This window comes from Paracoccus methylarcula, assembly GCF_003007735.2.
GTDB lineage: Bacteria > Pseudomonadota > Alphaproteobacteria > Rhodobacterales > Rhodobacteraceae > Paracoccus > Paracoccus methylarcula.
Genome location: NZ_PXNQ02000007.1, coordinates 41,278 through 57,013, shown reverse-complemented (window position 1 = coordinate 57,013; position 15,736 = coordinate 41,278). Strand labels below are relative to the sequence as shown.

General features: G+C 64.9%; 14 protein-coding genes and 2 pseudogenes. 10 read left to right on the top strand and 6 right to left on the bottom strand.

Annotation, left to right across the window (positions count from 1 at the left end; all coding sequences use genetic code 11):
- Nucleotides 1–3 precede the first annotated feature (3 nt).
- The 5 genes and pseudogenes from A7A09_RS12040 to A7A09_RS12020 form a co-directional block, all read left to right on the top strand.
- Nucleotides 4–2,052 (top strand): acetate--CoA ligase family protein, encoded by a 2,049-nt coding sequence (locus A7A09_RS12040; protein ID WP_106691643.1) that lies wholly within the window; start codon nucleotides 4–6, stop codon nucleotides 2,050–2,052.
- A pseudogene (locus A7A09_RS12035) lies at nucleotides 2,049–2,833 on the top strand (carnitinyl-CoA dehydratase). Before A7A09_RS12040 ends, A7A09_RS12035 begins: the two are co-directional and overlap by 4 nt.
- 16 nt (nucleotides 2,834–2,849) lie before the next feature.
- A complete protein-coding gene (gene bcoG, locus A7A09_RS12030; RefSeq protein WP_106691642.1) occupies nucleotides 2,850–3,773 on the top strand; it encodes a 3-dehydrocarnitine:acetyl-CoA trimethylamine transferase BcoG in 924 nt (307 codons plus the stop codon).
- A complete protein-coding gene (locus A7A09_RS12025; RefSeq protein WP_106691641.1) occupies nucleotides 3,770–5,191 on the top strand; it encodes a carnitine 3-dehydrogenase in 1,422 nt (473 codons plus the stop codon). Before bcoG ends, A7A09_RS12025 begins: the two co-directional genes overlap by 4 nt.
- 494 nt (nucleotides 5,192–5,685) lie before the next feature.
- Nucleotides 5,686–6,450, top strand: a pseudogene (locus A7A09_RS12020) (invasion associated locus B family protein); the annotation flags it as partial.
- Nucleotides 6,451–6,742: 292 nt separating this feature from the next.
- Here the strand turns inward: A7A09_RS12020 and A7A09_RS12015 are convergent.
- From A7A09_RS12015 to A7A09_RS12000, 4 genes are read right to left on the bottom strand one after another with little or no spacing between them, the layout of a single operon-like run.
- Nucleotides 6,743–7,981: a beta-ketoacyl-[acyl-carrier-protein] synthase family protein gene (locus tag A7A09_RS12015; protein WP_106691807.1), complete on the bottom strand. Its 1,239-nt coding sequence runs from the start codon at nucleotides 7,979–7,981 to the stop codon at nucleotides 6,743–6,745.
- A gap of 47 nt (nucleotides 7,982–8,028) precedes the next feature.
- Entirely contained in the window at nucleotides 8,029–8,295 is a 267-nt protein-coding gene (locus tag A7A09_RS12010; RefSeq protein ID WP_076528493.1) for an acyl carrier protein, read from the bottom strand.
- Between the two features lie 12 nt (nucleotides 8,296–8,307).
- Nucleotides 8,308–9,408 carry a UDP-3-O-(3-hydroxymyristoyl)glucosamine N-acyltransferase gene (locus A7A09_RS12005; RefSeq protein ID WP_106691640.1) on the bottom strand — a complete coding sequence of 367 codons (1,101 nt, stop codon included), beginning with the start codon at nucleotides 9,406–9,408 and terminating at the stop codon, nucleotides 8,308–8,310.
- A gap of 31 nt (nucleotides 9,409–9,439) precedes the next feature.
- Nucleotides 9,440–11,053 carry a L,D-transpeptidase family protein gene (locus tag A7A09_RS12000; protein ID WP_106691639.1) on the bottom strand — a complete coding sequence of 538 codons (1,614 nt, stop codon included), beginning with the start codon at nucleotides 11,051–11,053 and terminating at the stop codon, nucleotides 9,440–9,442.
- A 297-nt stretch (nucleotides 11,054–11,350) separates the two neighbouring features.
- Between A7A09_RS12000 and mepK the strand changes: the two genes are divergently transcribed.
- Nucleotides 11,351–11,911: a peptidoglycan L,D-endopeptidase MepK gene (gene mepK / locus A7A09_RS11995; RefSeq protein WP_106691638.1), complete on the top strand. Its 561-nt coding sequence runs from the start codon at nucleotides 11,351–11,353 to the stop codon at nucleotides 11,909–11,911.
- Between the two features lie 191 nt (nucleotides 11,912–12,102).
- Nucleotides 12,103–12,687: a TetR/AcrR family transcriptional regulator gene (locus tag A7A09_RS11990; RefSeq protein WP_106691637.1), complete on the top strand. Its 585-nt coding sequence runs from the start codon at nucleotides 12,103–12,105 to the stop codon at nucleotides 12,685–12,687.
- Nucleotides 12,688–12,717: 30 nt separating this feature from the next.
- Here the strand turns inward: A7A09_RS11990 and A7A09_RS11985 are convergent, their stop codons facing one another.
- A complete protein-coding gene (locus A7A09_RS11985; RefSeq protein WP_106691636.1) occupies nucleotides 12,718–13,287 on the bottom strand; it encodes an RsmD family RNA methyltransferase in 570 nt (189 codons plus the stop codon).
- Nucleotides 13,284–14,486, bottom strand: coding sequence for an NAD(P)/FAD-dependent oxidoreductase (locus A7A09_RS11980; protein WP_106691635.1), 1,203 nt, complete (start codon nucleotides 14,484–14,486; stop codon nucleotides 13,284–13,286). Before A7A09_RS11980 ends, A7A09_RS11985 begins: the two co-directional genes overlap by 4 nt.
- A gap of 83 nt (nucleotides 14,487–14,569) precedes the next feature.
- On the opposite strand from A7A09_RS11980, the gene A7A09_RS11975 reads away from it, so the two are divergent.
- From A7A09_RS11975 to A7A09_RS11965, 3 genes are all read left to right on the top strand, one after another.
- A complete protein-coding gene (locus tag A7A09_RS11975) occupies nucleotides 14,570–15,055 on the top strand; it encodes a peroxiredoxin (RefSeq protein WP_106691634.1) in 486 nt (161 codons plus the stop codon).
- A gap of 126 nt (nucleotides 15,056–15,181) precedes the next feature.
- On the top strand, nucleotides 15,182–15,487 hold the full coding sequence (locus A7A09_RS11970; RefSeq protein WP_106691633.1) for a gamma-glutamylcyclotransferase family protein: 306 nt from the start codon (nucleotides 15,182–15,184) through the stop codon (nucleotides 15,485–15,487).
- Nucleotides 15,484–15,729 (top strand): hypothetical protein, encoded by a 246-nt coding sequence (locus tag A7A09_RS11965; RefSeq protein ID WP_106691632.1) that lies wholly within the window; start codon nucleotides 15,484–15,486, stop codon nucleotides 15,727–15,729. The genes A7A09_RS11970 and A7A09_RS11965 overlap by 4 nt, the downstream gene beginning before the upstream one ends.
- The last annotated feature ends 7 nt before the right edge of the window (nucleotides 15,730–15,736 follow it).

Genomic DNA, 15,736 nt, shown 5'->3' with positions numbered 1-15,736 from the left:
TCCATGGCGGATTTGAGCCGCCTCCTGTCGCCGCGCGCGGTCACGGTCATTGGCGGGGGAACATGGTGCGAGAATGTCATCCGGGAATGTCGCGGCCTCGGCTTCTCGGGGCCGATCTGGCCGGTGCATCCCACGCGGGACGAGGTCGGCGGGCTGCCTGCCTATCCCGGCCTCGACCAATTGCCCGGAATACCGGATGCCGCCTTTATCGGCGTCAACCGCGCCTTGACGGTAGAGATCGTGAAGCAGTTGTCCGATCTTGGATGTGGCGGGGCGGTCTGCTTCGCCGCCGGTTTTCGCGAGGCGACAGCAGAGCTTGCCGATGGCGAAAGCCTGCAAGGACAGCTTGTCGCCGCCGCCGCAGGAATGCCGATCCTTGGGCCGAATTGCTACGGTTTCGTCAATGCGCTTGACGGGGTGGCGCTCTGGCCGGACATGCATGGGCTGCGGCGCGTCGAGCGGGGCGTGGCGGTGATCGGCCAATCCTCCAATGTGCTCATCAACCTGACCATGCAGCGGCGCGGCCTGCCGCTGGCGGCTGTGATCGCCGCCGGCAACCAGGCGCAGGTCTCGATGGCCGATGCCGGGATCGCCCTGCTGGAGGATCCACGCATCACCGCGCTCGGCCTGCATATCGAGGGGATCACCGATTTGCCGTCCTTCGAGGCGCTGGCCCGCCGGGCTGGCGAACTCGGCAAGCCGATCGTCGCGCTCCGGGTCGGTGCCTCGCAACAGGCGCAAAATGCCGCGGTTTCGCATACCGCCTCTCTCACCGGCAGCGATGTGGGCGCGCGCGCGCTTCTGTCGCGGCTCTCCATCGCACAGGTGAACAGCGCGTCGGAACTGATCGAGACATTGAAGATCCTCCATGTCACCGGGGGCCTTTCGTCGCCGCGCATCGCCTCGGCCTCCTGCTCGGGCGGCGAGGCCGCCTTGATGGCCGATCTCGGCCAGGCGGCGGGGGTGGAACTCCCGGCGCTGGACGAGCGCCAGCAATCCGATCTGCGCAAGACCCTCGGGTCACGGGTCGCCCTGGCCAATCCGCTTGATTACAACACCTATATCTGGGGCGATGAAGCGGCGCTGACGGCCTGTTTCACCGCGCTCTGCCAAGGCGATATCGCGCTTGGCTGCGTGGTGATCGACTTCCCGCGCAACGACCGTTTCGAGGCGCCCGATTGGGACAAGGTCGTCCGCGCCGTGGCCGCGACGCGGATCGCGACGGGAAAACCGATGGCGCTGCTGTCGCTGTTGCCCGAAGGCATCCCCGAAGACGTGGCCGAACAGGCAATCACCCAAGGGCTGCTGCCCCTGTGCGGCATGGGAGACGCCATGGCCGCGATCCGCGCCGCCGCGACAACAACGCGACATGACGATCCCCGCCCGCCTGCGCTGCTGATCCCCCGCGACGGCAACCCCGCCCGGATTCACATTTTCAGCGAGGCCGAGGCGAAATCCCTGCTGGCCGAGGCAGGCCTGCGCATCCCCGGATCGGGACGGGCCGATTCACCCGAAAAAGCCGCGTTCGAGGCCAAGCGGATCGGCTTTCCCGTGGTCCTGAAAGGCGAGGGTATCGCGCATAAGACCGAGATGGGGGCCGTCATGCTGAATCTCGGCTCTCCCGATGCCGTGCGGCTGGCCGCCGAAGGAATGCCCGCCGCCAGTTTCCTCGTGGAGGAAATGATCTCGGGCGGCATCGCCGAACTGCTGATCGGCGTCACCCGCGACCCGGCGCATGGTTTCGTCCTGACCATCGGCCTTGGCGGCATCCTGACGGAACTGATCGCCGATACCGTCTCGCTGCTTTTGCCCGCGACCGAGCGGGATCTCCGCACAGCCCTCGGCCGGTTGCGCAGCTTTGCCCTGCTGACCGGCTATCGCGGCCGGGCGACGGCCGATCTGGATGCGGTGATCGCAGCCATCATGTCGGTGCAGGAACTGGTCCGCCGGAACGCGGATATGCTGTATGAAATAGAAATCAATCCGCTGATATGCCTGCCCGAAGGGGCCGTCGCGGCGGATGCCCTGATCCGAATGGGAGAGGCGGAATGACCAGCTCACACCTGAAAACGGAACGCCGTGGCGCGGTTCTGGAGATCACCCTGGACCGACCGAAGGCCAATGCCATCGACGCCGCGACGAGCCGCGAAATGGGAGAGATCTTCACCCGGTTCCGCGACGATCCGGAATTGCGGGTCGCGATCCTCACCGGCGCGGGGAGAAGTTCTTCTGCCCCGGTTGGGATCTGAAGGCGGCCAGCGAAGGCGAGAACCCGGACGCGGATTACGGCAAGGGCGGTTTCGGCGGTCTTCAGGAACTGCGCGGCCTCAACAAGCCGGTGATCGCCGCCGTCAACGGTATCTGCTGCGGCGGCGGGCTGGAGCTCGCGATCAGCGCCGACATCATCCTTGCCGCCGATCACGCCAGTTTCGCCCTGCCGGAAATCCGCTCGGGCACGGTGGCGGACGCGGCCTCGATCAAGCTGCCCAAGCGCATCCCCTATCATATCGCGATGGAGATGCTGCTGACCGGGCGCTGGCTGGATGCCGAGGAAGCCGCGCGTTGGGGGCTGATCAACCGGATCGTGCCGCGTGGACATCTCATGGACCAGGCCCGGGCGCTGGCGGATGAACTGGCCTCCGGCCCGCCGCTGGTCTTCGCCGCGTTGAAGGAAATCGTCCGCGAGGCCGAGGACATGAAATTCCAGGACGCGCTGAACCGGATCAAGGGCAGCCAGTTCGAAACGGTCGAGCGGCTTTACCGCTCCGAGGACCAGAAAGAAGGCGCCCGCGCCTTCGCAGAGAAACGCGACCCGGTCTGGAAGGGCCGCTAACAGGAAAGGAGCCGTCATGCCCCTGCAGATGAACCGGAATGTCTTTATCACCGCCGCCATCACCGGCGCTGGCGCAACCCAGGACAAGAGCCCGCATGTCCCGCGCTCGCCCAGGGACATCGCCGATGCCGCCATCGATGCGGCCAAGGCTGGCGCGGCAATCGTGCATTGCCATGTCCGCGATCCCGAGACCGGCGCACCGTCGCGCAAGCCCGAATATTACCGCGAACTGACCGACCGGATCCGCTCTGCCGATGTGGATGTGGTGCTGAACCTGACCGCCGGGATCGGCGGCGACATGAGTTTTGGCGATCCGGAAACCCCGCTGCGGCTGGACGAGGCGAATACCGACATGGCCGGTGCGAGCGAACGGATGATCCATATCCGCGAATGCCTGCCCGAGATCTGCACGCTGGATTGCGGTTCGATGAATTTCGGCGATGGCGAATACGTCATGACCAACACGACGGGCATGCTGCGCGCCACCGGCCGGACGATGTCCGAACTGGGCGTGAAACCCGAGATCGAGGCATTCGACACCGGCCATCTCTGGTTCGCCCGGCAACTGGTCGAGGAAGGCGTGCTCGATTCCCCCGCGCTGGTCCAGCTTTGCATGGGTATTCCGTGGGGCGCGCCGAACGATCTGAACACCTTCATGGCGATGGTGAACAACATACCGCAGGGCTGGCACTGGTCGGGCTTCAGCCTTGGCCGCGACCAGATGCCCTATGTGGCCGCCGCCGCCCTGGCCGGCGGCAATGTCCGCGTCGGGCTGGAGGATAACCTGTATCTGCGCAAGGGCGTGCTGGCCACCAATGCCCAGCTTGTCGAGAAGGCGGTGACGCTGCTTGAGAATCTCGGCGCCAATGTCATGGGTCCGGCAGAGGTCCGCGAGCAGCTGGGCCTGACCAGGCAATCTCCTGCCGGGGGTCCAGCATGAGCCGCGCGGCCATCATCGGCGGCGGTGTGATCGGCGGCGGATGGGCCGCACGGTTCATGCTGAACGGGTGGGACGTCGCGGTTTTCGATCCTGCCCCCGAAACCCCGCGCCGGATCGGCGAGGTGCTGGACAATGCCCGCCGCGCCCTGCCCGCCATCTATGACCGCGCCCTGCCTGCCGAGGGGCGGCTGGTTTTCTGCGACAGCATCGCCGAGGCGGTGTCCGGCGCGCAATGGGTGCAGGAAAGCGTGTCCGAACGCCTGCCCGTCAAGCACGCGGTCTATGCGGAGATCGCGGCTTCCCTGGACGCGGGCGGTTTCATCGGCTCTTCGACATCGGGTTTCAAGGCCAGCGACCTGTCGGCCTGCGGCGTGCCGGTGGCGGTGGTCCATCCGTTCAACCCGGTCTATCTGCTGCCGCTGGTCGAGATCTCGGGCGAGGCCGCTCTTTGCGAGCAGGCGGCAGGCGTGATGACCGGGCTTGGCATGTTTCCCCTGGTCCTGCGCAAGGAAATCGACGCCTTCATCGCTAACCGCTTCCTGGAGGCCGTCTGGCGGGAGGCCCTGTGGATGCTGAAGGACGGCATCGCGACAACCGGGGAAATCGACGACGCGATCCGAATGAGCTTTGGCCTGCGTTGGGCGCAGATGGGCCTGTTCGAGACCTATCGCATTGCCGGGGGCGAGGCCGGAATGGCTCATTTCCTCGCGCAATTCGGCCCGGCACTGAAATGGCCCTGGAGCCGGCTCGTCGATGTGCCGGAACTGGACGGTGAACTTGTCTCGACCATCAGCAGCCAGTCCGACGAGCAATCCGGCGCCATGCCGGTCCGCGAGCTTGAACGCCTGCGCGACGACAACCTGGTCGGCATCCTCCGCAGCCTGCGCCAGACCGGCAGCGGCGCCGGAGGGGTGATCCTGAAACACGAGGCGGCGCTGCCCTCGGGCGGCGAGATCGACGGCCTGCCCGTCACCGCCCGCCGGGTCGTTCCGGCGACATGGACCGACTATAACGGCCATGTGAACGAGGCCGCCTATCTGGAGCTTGGCACGGGGGCGACGGACGGGTTGATGAAACTCGTCGGGGCCGATGAGGCCTATATCGCCTCGGGCAAGAGCTTCTTCACCGTGGACAGCCGCATCCGCTATCTTGACGAGGTGCATCGCGACGAGACCCTGACGGTCACCACGCAGGTGATCTCTGCCGCGGGCAAGAAGATGCACCTGTTCCACCGGATCCTGAAGCCCGACGGGAGCCTGGCGGCCAGTATCGAAACCCTGCTTCTGCATACCGACCTGACCACGCGCCGTAGCTGCCCGCCGGATCCCGCCGTGGCCGAAGCCCTGGCGGAATTGGCCGGGGCACATGCAGCGCATCCGGCCGAAGGCTGCGGCGGCGCGGTCGGGCAACGGAACTGATCCGCCTTTTCATCGGGCAATTGCGGTGGATGCCGCCAAAGGCCCGCCTTGCGGCTCCGGACAGGAGCCGCCACCCCGCTCGATCCCGGCCTTGCGGGCGGGCCGAGCCGTCACGGGTATCGTGAGTGGGCGAACCGTTACGGGCGGCACGAAAGCCGCCTCATCCGGAAAGAATGCAGCCGAAATTAAAAGAGGCCATGACAAAGTCATGGCCCCGCGCGTATATAACGCTGTCTCCCTGCCGGACTGGCCGGTCATCATTGCGTGCACGCTAGTCGCGCGCCCGTGATACGTCAACAGTCTTAACGTTCACTTTTCCGCATAATGGGCCGACCGGCAATATCGCGGTGCCGCCTGCCCCCGGCAATGCAGGATCATGCCTTTGGCTGGGGGAGGTCAAGCCATGGTGAAGCCCTGTGTATTCTTCCGCACTGACAAGCCTTCAAAGACGTGTTAGGCGATTGCAAAGCATCGAGCAAAGGGAAGAAACGACGATGTCCATTAAACCTTCGCATTCGCTTCTGGCAGCACTGGCTGTCATCGCCGCCCCCGCCTTCGCGCAGGACGCGGCAACGTCCGAGGCAGACGCAGCGGCCGGCGACGGCGCTGTCCAGCTGCCCGCAGAGGCGGAAGGGGCGGCCGCCCAGGCAGAGGGGCTGGCCGATGCGGTCGGGGATGCGGCAGCAGAGGCCGGGGCCGCGATCGATGACGCCGCGAATGCGGTGACAGACGCAGAGGAAAGCGCGGCCGAGGAAAGCGCCGAAGCCGAAACCGGCGAATCGGCTTCCGACGCCCCGGAGGCATCCGAAGATGCGGCTGCGACGGACGAGGCTGCACCAGAGGCTACGGACGAGGCCGCGCCCGCAGAAGCGGAGGAAGCTGCCGAAACCGGGGATGCCGCTCCGGCAGCCGACGCGGATGCGGCGGCAGAGGCGACGGCGGAAGAATCGGATGAACCGAAAACCGGCGCCTATTACGCCAAGTCCACGCATAAGGACTGGACGATCCGCTGCATCAAGACCGAAGAGGGAATCGATCCCTGCGAGCTGTATCAGCTCCTGAAGGATGGTGAAGGCAACTCGGTCGCCGAAATGACGCTGATCCCGCTGAACAACGGGGAAGTGGCGGCTGGCGCCACCATGGTGGTTCCGCTGGAAACCGACCTGACCCGGGGCCTGAGCCTTGCGATCGACAATGGCGAGATGCGCGGCTATCCGTTCAGCTTCTGCGCCCCGGTCGGCTGCGTGTCCCGCTTGGGCTTTACCAAGGCCGAGCTGGGCGAACTGAAGGGTGGCGCCAAGGCCACCGTCGCGCTCCTGCTTCGGGGCCGATCCCGAGAAGCCGGTCAATCTCGACCTGTCGCTTGCCGGATTCACCGCCGCATTCGACGAGATGTCCACGCTCGCGGCAGAAGCCCAGGCAGCCGCCAAGGCCCAAGCGGAAGCCGGCGAAGAAGCCCCGGCGGAATAATCGCGGCCTCGACGGTCCGGAAAATGAAGAACCGCGCCAGCCCCCTGGCGCGGTTCTTTCTTGCCGGGAATATCCGGAATTTCAGACGCGCTGCAGCGCGATCACCGCGTTCAGCCCGCCAAAGGCAAAGGCATTGGACAGGACCGCATCGACCTGCGCCTCGCGCGCCTCGTTCGGCACCACGTCCAGCGCGCATTCGGGATCGGCTTCCTGGTAGCCGATGGTCGGTGCGATGACCCCGTCGCGCAGCGCCATGATACAGGCCAGCAGCTCCACCGCGCCGGTCCCGCCGATCAGGTGACCATGCATGGATTTGGTCGATGACATCATCAGCCGGTCGGCATGATGGCCGAAAGCATGGGCGACGGCGGCGCATTCGGTCTTGTCATTCGCGGCCGTGCCGGTGCCATGCGCGTTGATATAGCCGATCTGCTCGGGATTCAGCCCGCCATCCTGTAACGCCCCGCGGATCGCGCGCTCCGCCCCCTGGGCCGAGGGCATGACGATGTCCTGCGCATCCGAGGACATCGCGAAACCGACCACCTCGGCCAGGATATCGGCACCACGGGAGCGGGCGGCTTCGTAATCCTCGAACACGAACACCCCGGCCCCCTCGCCCTGCACCATGCCGTTGCGATTGGCGCTGAACGGGCGGCAGGCATCCCTGGACATGACCCGCAGCCCTTCCCATGCCTTGACGCCGCCAAAGCACAGCATCGCCTCGGACCCGCCGGTCAGCATCACCTGCGCCCCGCCCGAGCGGATCATCTGGAAGGCCAGCCCCATCGCGTGATTGGAGCTGGCGCAGGCCGTGGCGACGGTAAAGGACGGGCCGCGCAGCCCGAATTCCATCGAGACATGGCTGGCGGCGGCATTGTTCATCAGCTTGGGAACGACGAAGGGATGAACGCGGTTCTTGCCCTCTTCATAGACGGCGCGGTAATTGTCGTCCCAGGTGTTCAGCCCGCCCCCGGCGGTACCAAGCACCACGCCCGCGCGCAGCCCCAGCTTGCCCTGGAAATTCAGCCCCGCCTGTGCGACCGCCTGCTTGGCCGCCAGCAGGGTGAACTGGGTGAACTTGTCATAGAGCAGGATTTGCTGGCGGTTGAAATAACTCTCGGGCTGCCAATCGTGGATCTGCGCGCCGATCTGGATCGACAGCCGGTCCACATCGCGGAAATCCAGCCGGGTGATGCCGCAGCGCCCCTCGCGGAAGGCCTCAAGGGTCGATGCGACATCATGGCCAAGCGCATTGATCGTGCCCGCCCCGGTGATCACCACCCGGCGCTGACCGTCACGCGTCAATGGATTGAAAGGCATTGCGGATTTCGTGGGCTCGGCCTTTTTCTTGCCGGTCTTTTCCGCACTCATGCAGCCTTTTCCGCCACCAGCCGCTCGACTGCGGCGATGATCGTGCCCATGTTCGAGATGTCGAAATCCGACTTCTCGGGTTCATTGGCATTGAAGGGAATGGTGATGTCGAATTCCTCTTCCAGCGCGAAGATCGATTCGACCAGGCCAAGGCTGTCGATGCCAAGCTCTTCCGGGGTCGCCTCATCGCTTACCTGGTCGGGTTCGAGCATCGCCTGTTCGGCAATGATGTTCTTGATTCGGGATTTTACGGTGTCAGTCATACGGCCTCCTGTTCATCCCTTTTCCAACAGGCGTGTAACGGTTTCTTGAAGCTTTGCAACTTGGCTTGCAAGCCGTGGTAAACGGCGGGTTGCCTTCTGGATTTCCATCTGGGTTTCCATCTTCACCGCCGGATGACCAAGGATCACCCGCCCCGCGGGCACGCGGGTGAATATCTTGCTCGCCCCGCCCGCGATAACGTCATCGCCGATCTCGATATTGTCCGAGACGCCGACCTGCCCCGCCAGCACCACCCGGTTGCCGATCTTCGAGGATCCGGCCACGCCGACCAGGCCGCAGAGCAGGCAATCCTCTCCGATGACGACATTGTGGCCGATCTGCACAAGGCTGTCGATCTTGGTGCCCGAGCCGATCCGGGTGGCGCGAATGGTGCCGCGATCGATGGTGGCATTCGCGCCGATCTCGACATCGTCACCGATCTCGACCCCGCCAAGCGAATGGATGCGGGTCCAGTGCTGCTGCTTGATCCCCTCCCGCGAACCGAGCGTGCGGCGAATCTCCTCGATCCCGGATTCCTCGGGTGTCACGAAGGAGAAACCGTCGCCGCCCACGGATGCGCCGGGCTGGACGATCAAGCGGTCGCCCGCAGTCACGCCATGGGCGATCCGTGCGCCGGGATGGATCAGCGCATCGGCGCCAAGCCGGGAGCCCCGCCCGATCGAGACATGCGCCCCGATCCGGGCCCCCGGCCCGATCCGCACATCTTCACCGATCACCACGAACGGGCCAATCGCGCCCCCCTCGCCGATCTCGGCGCTATCCGCGATCACGGCGGTCGGATGGATGCCCGGCGCGATGTCGGGGCCGGGATCGAAGGCACGGGTCAGCCCGGCCATGACCAGGCGCGGGCGCGGCGCAAAGATGGCGGCTTTCAGCCCGTAATCCTGGGGATCCATCCCCTCGGCGAGGATCGCCATGCAGCCCGGTTGCAGGGTCTCGGCATATTTGGGCGCCATCGCCAGCGCGATCACCCCGCCATCCGCCCCGACAGGCCCCGCACCGGAAGGCTCGGCCGCCCCGATCACGGGCAGGGACAGATCGCCCCAGGCCTGCGCATCCAATGCGCGCGCAAGTTCACCGATAGTCACTGACATGATGCACCCTTTCGGGAGCGATTTAATCCCTTCACGCTCCCAAATCCAGACCGGCCTTTTCCATCCGCGTCCAGATCGCGGCGTCACGCCCATATATATCGTCGAAATAGCGGATTTGCCCCGACTCGTCCGGGAAGGCGGTGAAATAGACCAGATGCACCGACACGTTCGGCTTCAGATGCAGCCATGTCTCGCGTCCGCTGTCCAGGGCACGGTGGAATACCCCACGCGGATCGCTGCTCTGCCGGGACAAGAGCTGATAGGCCAGGTCGAAGGGATCGCCGATCCGGATACAGCCATGCGAATAGGCGCGTTGCTGCTTGGCAAAGAGATATTTCGTCGGCGTATCGTGCAGATAGATGTTCCAGTTATTCGGAAAAATGAACTTCACCAGCCCCAGGGCATTGTCGCCACTGGGTTTCTGGCGCATCCGATAGGGGAAATTCGCCGCCGTGTAGCGGGCGAAATCGATATTGTCGCGCGGCACGACATTGCCCCTGCCGTCCACCACATCGAGATGCGAGACGGCGTAGCGGTTCGCCTTCAGCTTGGGCAGGTATTCCTTGACGGTGATCGAGCGCGGCACGTTCCAGCGCGGATTGACCACCACATATTCCATCTGGTCCGAGAATTCCGGCGTCTGCATATCCGATGCGGTCTTGCCGACGACGACGCGGGTGCGGAACACCTCTTCGCCATTCTCCATGATCCGGGCGGCGAATTCGGGGATATTGACCCAGACCAGCCGGTCTTCCAGTTCCTCGCCCCCCATCCAGCGCATCCGTTCCAGCGCAACAAGGACAGCACGGTTCCGCGCATCCGCACCGTCGGAGTTCAGCCGCCGGATCGTGTTCGGCCCGGCCACGCCATCGGGTCTCAGCCCGACCGCCTCCTGGTAGCGGGAGACGGCTTGCGACAGCGCCTCGTCGTAAAGCCGGGGCTCCGTGGCGGCGGCATCGAAGCCGATGCTGGCCAGGCGCCGGCGCAGCGGCAGGACACCATCCCCCTGCATTCCCACGCGCCAGACCGCCTCGGGCGCCTTCGGCAGATCGGCGGAGGGTGTCAGGGCAGAGCGCTCCTGCAAGGCCGCCTGCAGTGCCTTGTAGGTCCTGTTCCGCGGCGCCAGCCCCGCCAGGAACCCGACAGGATCGTCATGCGCCGAGAATTCGCCCATCAGCTTTGCGATCGGAGGCCGGGTCACTTCGCGGTGAATACCCGGGATCTCGGCGGGATCGATCATGCCGCCGGTCAGATCGCGGATCAGCCGCGCAAGGATACGGGCATGCAGCATCTCGGCCGCGAAATCCTGACCGGCCCCGGCAAGCGCCTGCGGACGGTAACGCGATGCGGGAATGCCATGCGCGGGCATCGCAGAGATCGTATCGCGCAGGGCCTTGCGGAGCGTTTCGCCCTCCGGCCCCGAGAAGACCGGCTTCAGCCCGTTCGCGCCATAGAAGGCCGCCAGGGTCGGATGGCTCGCCACCGCCTCCGCCAATGCCATCTCGTCGGGCGAGAATTGCAGGCGTGGCGCCATCGCCACGGTCGCCGCCCCGCCCTGAAATGCAGGAGATTGCGCAGCCGCGCCATGCGCAAAGCCGAATGCCATGACCGAAACCGCGAGGGCCTTGAACTCAAAACGCCGCATCGAAACCTCATCAATTATCTACTATTTTTGCCATCGCCCCCGCCTGCGGTCCATCGGTTGCCATGCAATGCGACCAACATCCTTTCGGACCAGTTGCAAAATCAGCACAATACACAACCTAAGAGCAACAACCCCGAATATCGGCAAAATTCCGCCCATGTCTTGCGCTATTCAACGCGGCAGGAACAAATTGGTTTCTACCTCAACGGAATTTTGACATATTGTTAAGCATCTGGGGATATCTCTCAAGAAGCCGCAAGAACGCGGCCTAGAACGAAGCAGGACAGGCGATCTGACATGACAACGGAACTTTTTTCCCGGCGTGGGATACTGGGCGTGTTTGCTGCGACCACTGTTGCGGCGGCACCGGTGATGGCCAACGCGTTTGGCTTCCTGCGCGGATCGGGCGATATCCGGCGTATCCGGATGTATAATGGCCGCACGGGCGAAAGCATCGATACCGTTTACTGGGTCGATGGCAAGTATATCCGCGAGGCGCTCAACGAAATCAACATCTTCATGCGCGACTGGCGGACCGGAACGGCGATCGGGATCGATCCGCGGGCCATCGATGTCGCGGCGGCCTCGCATCGGCTGTTGCAGACCAATGAGCCTTACATGATGCTGTCGGGCTACCGTTCGCCGCAGACCAACGCGATGTTGCGCCGCCGCTCTTCTGGCGTGGCCAGGAATTCGCTGCACATGTCCGGCAAGGCTGCGGATCTGCGGCTGAAATCGCGCTCGGTCAACCAGATGTACTCGGCGGCGCTCTCCTGCCGGGCGGGCGGTGTGGGCAAATACACGCGCTCGAATTTCGTGCATATGGATTGCGGCCCGGTTCGCAGCTGGGGCGCCTGAGCGACGCTCCTTCCTGACAGGCTTATCCTGAGGCGCCCCCGTCACCGGAGGCGCGTCATGTCAACATGTCCGCCAGCCGGGCCAATACCCCTCGATCCGACACCTCTCCCTCCGCATTGACAGAACCCACGCAACCTGTGACCTTGCCAAGGTCGCGGTTCGGCGGCATTCATAAATAATCGGGAGAGTTCATGACCCTGTCATCAAGCCGGCGCCATCGCATCGCCAAGAAGCTCCAGGCCACAGCGATCGAACTTGCCGTCAGGGACGGGTTGAGCAACATCACCACCGAGGCGATCTCTTGCGCGGCCGGAGTCAGCGCTCGGACATTCTTCAATTATTATCCCTACAAGGAAGCCGCCCTGATGGGCCCGTCCCCGGATTATCCCGAGGAGGCGACCGAAATCTTCGTGAACGGCCGGGGCGATCTGCTGGAAGATCTCGAGCTACTCATCACCGCGCATATCTCGCGCTTCCTGGATGAGCGCGAGATGCTGGGGCACCTGTTGCGGCTCAGCGAATCCCATCCCAAGCTGATGGCCCTGCGCAACAATGCGGTTCTGGCCCGGCGCGGCAGGATGGCGGAACTGCTGCTGCGCAGGCTGCCCGACACCGACCCCCGGCTGATCCATATCCTGTCCTCGGCGATCATTGCCGCCACCAATGATGCCACGCAAAGATGGGCATCGGGCGCGGCAGAGGATTTCGTCCAGACGGCGCTTGAAAACCTTTCCCTCATCCTGCCCGCGGCCCAATTGCTCGGGCAAAGCGAATAGCGGCGCGTCCCTCGCTTCCCCGGACCGGGTTCAGCCCCTCTCCTGAATTTTTGCAAGGCTGACGATGCTGTCGCCATATTTGCGCTGATCGATCAGCACCAGGGGCGCGGGAATCTCGGGGGGCAGCGCCTCTTCCCATACGATCATGGCATCGGGGGCGATCCATCCGCCTTCAAGGGCAGAGATGACAGCCTTTTCGCCCAAGCGCTTGGCATAGGGCGGATCCAGGAAGACCAATCCGCAGGGCGGACCGGCATTCTTCCCCAGCCCTGTGGCGTCGCCCCGGCGGATCTCGACCCTGTCCATCACCCGCGCGCGCGCCGCGTTGCTGCGGATCAGCTCCAGCGATTTCGACCCGTTATCGATGAAAACCGCGCGATCCGCACCGCGCGACAAGGCCTCCAGCCCCAGGGCACCGGTTCCCGCGAACAGGTCCAGCACGCAGGCATTCGGAACCGGGTTGCCATGATTGCCATTGATCAGCAGGTTGAACACCGCCTCGCGCACCCGGTCGGTGGTCGGCCGCAGATGGGCGGCCGCATCCCCCTGCCCCAGCTCGGCCAGTTTCAGCCCCCGGAAGGCGCCGCCAACGATCCTCATGCCAGCAGAGCCTTGAGATCGGCGGTGCCGGTGATGGCATCGGGATCGGGTGAGCGCCCGGCCTCGATCAGCCGCTTGCCGATCATATAGGCGCGGGCATCGTTCAGCGCATCGACGGCCCGCAGTTCAGCGCCAGAGAAATACCAGACCGAGCCGCCATGCGCACCGTCGCCCGGACGGGTGACGATCCGGTCGTAATCCGCGCCAAGACCGGCGATCTGCAGCTTGGCATCGAACTGGTCCGACCAGAACCATGGCCTGGCTGCATAAGGCCTTGCCGCCCCAAGGATATTATCCGCCACGGCCTCGGCCATGTCGATGGCATTGCCCACGCTTTCCAGCCGGACGCGCGCTCCACGCCAGGGAAAGCTGGCGCAATCGCCCGCAGTCCAGATCGCGGGATCGGAGCTTTGCCCGAACTCATTCGCGGCGATCCCGTTGTCGAGTGCCAGCCCCGCATCCCGTGCCAGAGCCGTTTCCGGCATGATCCCGATCCCGGTCACGACCAGGTCGGCGGGCAGGGTCCGGCCATCGCCCAATGCGACTCCGGTCACCCGGTCGTCGCCGGTCAGACGCTCGACCGCCACGGATTCGATGATTTCGACCCCATGCGCGCGGTGCAAGTCCCGGATCATATCCGCCGTCTCGGGCGCGGCCACCCGGCCCAGAATGCGCGGCGCGGCCTCGACCAGCGTGACTTCCAGCCCCAGCTTGCGCGCCACCGCCGCAGCCTCCAGCCCGATATAGCCGCCGCCGACCACCACCAGCCGGCGGCCGGGCTGCATCTCGGGCGCCATCAGATCGACGTCGGAGAGGTTGCGGATGACATGGACCCCCGGCAGCGCCCCGCCTATCTCCGCCGGCAGGCGGCGCGGCGCGGCGCCCAGGGTCAGGGCCAGCGCATCATATTCGACCTCTCCCCGATCCGTGACCACCTTGCGTCGATCCCGGTCGATCGAGACTGCGCGTTCGTCCAGCCGCAGCTCGATCCCCTGTTCCCGCCACCATTCCGGCGCGCGCAGGATCAGCCGATCGACCCCCATCTCGCCCAGCAGATAGGCCTTGGAAAGCGGCGGACGCTGATAGGGCGCGGCGGATTCCACCCCGATCACGCTCAGCGGTCCGTCATGGCCATTGGCCCTGAGCCGTGCCGCCATCGAGGCCGCCGCCTGCCCCGCCCCGAGGATCACGATCCGCATAACGCCGCCTTTCCGCATCTGGTCTGCCGCCGGGTTGCAACCTATAGTCAGGCCGGATCCAATGCAATTCATGGAGGACAGGCATGAGCATCTCGACAGGCGACAATTTCCCCCAGGGCAAGCTCTTGCGGGTGGGTGACAAAGGCCCCGAAGCAGTCGATACGGGCGAGTTGGCCAAGGGCCGGGTGGCGATCTTCGGCCTTCCGGGCGCCTTCACCGGCACCTGCACCAATGCGCATATGCCCAGCTTCATCCGCACCGCCGACCAGTTCCGCGCCAAGGGTGTGGACCGGATCATCTGCCTGACCGTCAACGATCCCTTCGTCTGCGATGCATGGGCCAAATCGACCGGCGCACCGGATGCGGGAATAGAGGTTCTCGCCGATGCCGATGGCAGCGTGACCAAGGCGCTCGGCCTGGATTTCGACGCGCCGCCCGCAGGGCTTTACGGCCGCTGCAAGCGCTTTGCCGCCTTGCTGAAGGACGGCAATTTCGAGGTGATCGATGTCGAGGATTCGCCGGGTCAATGCAGCGTCAGCGCCGGGGAAGCCTTGCTGGAAAAAGCCTGAGCGGGCCGAGGGGGCGGGATTGCGTCCCGCGATGGCCGGGGCTCTGCCCCGGACCCCGGGATATTTGCATGAAGAAGAAATCCTAAGGCTGTTTCCAGTCGATCCGAATAGGATTGCCAAGAGCGCATGAGCATCTTCTATTTCGCCTATGGCTCGAACATGTTGCCGGCACGGCTTGCGGCGCGCTGTCCTTCGGCGAAACTGATCGGACGCGCGCATGCGCCCGGATATCGGGTCCGCTTTGCCAAGCGCGGCATGGACGGCTCGGCCAAGGCGACGCTGGTTACGTCAGAGGGGGCGGCATCAGGGGTGCTGTTCACCCTGGACCCGAAGGATCTGGCGGCGCTGGATCGGGCCGAGGGCGCGGGGCGCGGATATGACCGGCTGGACGATTTCAGCATCCGCCACGACGGGCAAAGCTTGATGCCGTGACCTATATTGCGCCGGAACCCGTATCCGGGCTGGCCGCGTTCGACTGGTATCTGGCCCTGGTATTGGCCGGGGCGCAGCTTCATGGTTTCGACAGGGAAGCCATCGCGGAATTTCGGGCGGTGCCCTGGCAGGCCGATCCCACCCCGGATCGGCCCGGGCGCGTGGCTGCATTGTCGGCGCTGGCCGCGCACGGTATCACCGATCCGGTTGCATTCTTGCAGCAGGATCACCATCCGGTCTGAGGCCGGG